The sequence below is a fragment of the Variovorax sp. P4_D9 genome, assembly GCF_056401695.1.
Genome location: NZ_JBFUIU010001408.1, coordinates 1 through 1,439, shown reverse-complemented (window position 1 = coordinate 1,439; position 1,439 = coordinate 1). Strand labels below are relative to the sequence as shown.

The window sequence follows — 1,439 nt, the reverse complement described above, 5'->3', positions numbered from 1 at the left end:
ATCCAGAAGCAGGTGCTGGGCCTGCTGCAGCGGCTGCAGCGCGAGCGCGGGCTGAGCTACCTGCTGATCACCCACGACGTCGAGGTGATCCGCGCCATGGCGCACCAGGTCATCGTGATGAAGGACGGCGCCATTCTCGAATCGGGCCCGGTCGAGCACGTGCTTGACGCCCCCGCCCATCCCTACACGCAGAAGCTGGTGGCCGCGGCCCTGGCAACCTGAGACTTTGCGGGACAGACCAAGAAACTGCGCAGCAGTTTTTGCTCTGTCCGCAACAGACTAGAACAGAGGATCAAAATGTCGTTGATCGGCTACAACCGGCGCGCCGCCTGGCGGGCGGCGCTGGCCTGTATGGTGACGCTGGCGGTGGCCATGGGCCTCGGGCGCTTCGCCTTCACGCCGATGCTGCCGGTCATGCTGCACGAGGGCAAGCTCGACCTGCAGGCCGGCGGCGTGCTGGCCTCGCTCAACTACCTGGGCTATTTCCTGGGTGCCGTCAGCTGCGCGGCGATCCGCGCCAGGCCCGCCAGCATGGTGCGTGGCGGCCTCGTCGCCACTGCGGCGCTGCTGCTCGGCATGGGCCTGCTCCAGGGGTTCACGTGGTGGGGCGTGCTGCGCACCGCGGCAGGCGTCATGAGCGCCTGGACTTTCGTCTTCGCCTCCGGCTGGGGCCTGCGCCGGCTGGCCGAAACCGGGGCGCCGGCGCTGGCCGGCGTGATCTACACCGGGCCTGGCATCGGCATCGCGGCGACCGGACTGCTCGGGGGAGCGCTGGGGCGCTGGGGCTCGGAGGCCGGCTGGATCGGCTTCGGGCTGCTGTCGCTGGCGCTGATCGCCGTGATCTGGCGGGTTTTCGGCGATGGCGAATCGGCTCCGGCAGGCGCCTCGGCGGCGCCGACCGCTGCACCATCGGCCGCCGCATCGGCCGCGGCACGCCGCGACGCCGCCTGGCTGGTCGGCCTCTACGGCCTGGCGGGCTTCGGCTACATCATCACCGCGACTTTCCTGCCGGTGATCGCCCGGCAGGCGCTGCCCGGCTCGCCGTGGCCGGACTTCTTCTGGCCGCTGTTCGGCCTGGCGATCGTTCCCGGCGCGTTGATCGGTGCGCGGGCGCCGATCCACTGGGACAATCGCCTGCTGCTGGCCATCGCCTACGCGCTGCAGGCCTTCGGGGTCGTGCTGTCGGTGGCCTGGCCGACGATCTGGGGCTTCGGCCTCGGCAGCCTGATGCTGGGCATGCCGTTCACGGCCATCACCCTTTTTGCCATGCGGGATGCTCGCCGCCTGCAAGGCAACGCGTCGGCCGGCCTGATTGGCTATGCGACCGCCTCTTACGGCGTCGGCCAGATCCTGGGGCCGCTGTTCGCCGCTCCGCTAGCCCAGCGGACCGGATCGTTCGCCATACCGCTGCTGGTTGCCGCCGCGGCGCTGGCTGTCGG

The 1,439-nt window shown here is 70.4% G+C and carries 1 protein-coding gene and 1 pseudogene; both read left to right on the top strand.

The features are described 5' to 3' along the window. Positions 1–222: pseudogene (locus tag AC1DY5_RS55475) on the top strand (microcin ABC transporter ATP-binding protein); the annotation flags it as partial. Between the two features lie 75 nt (positions 223–297). After that, a partial coding sequence (locus tag AC1DY5_RS55470; RefSeq protein ID WP_478122675.1) for a YbfB/YjiJ family MFS transporter occupies positions 298–1,439 on the top strand: 1,142 nt, incomplete at its 3' end.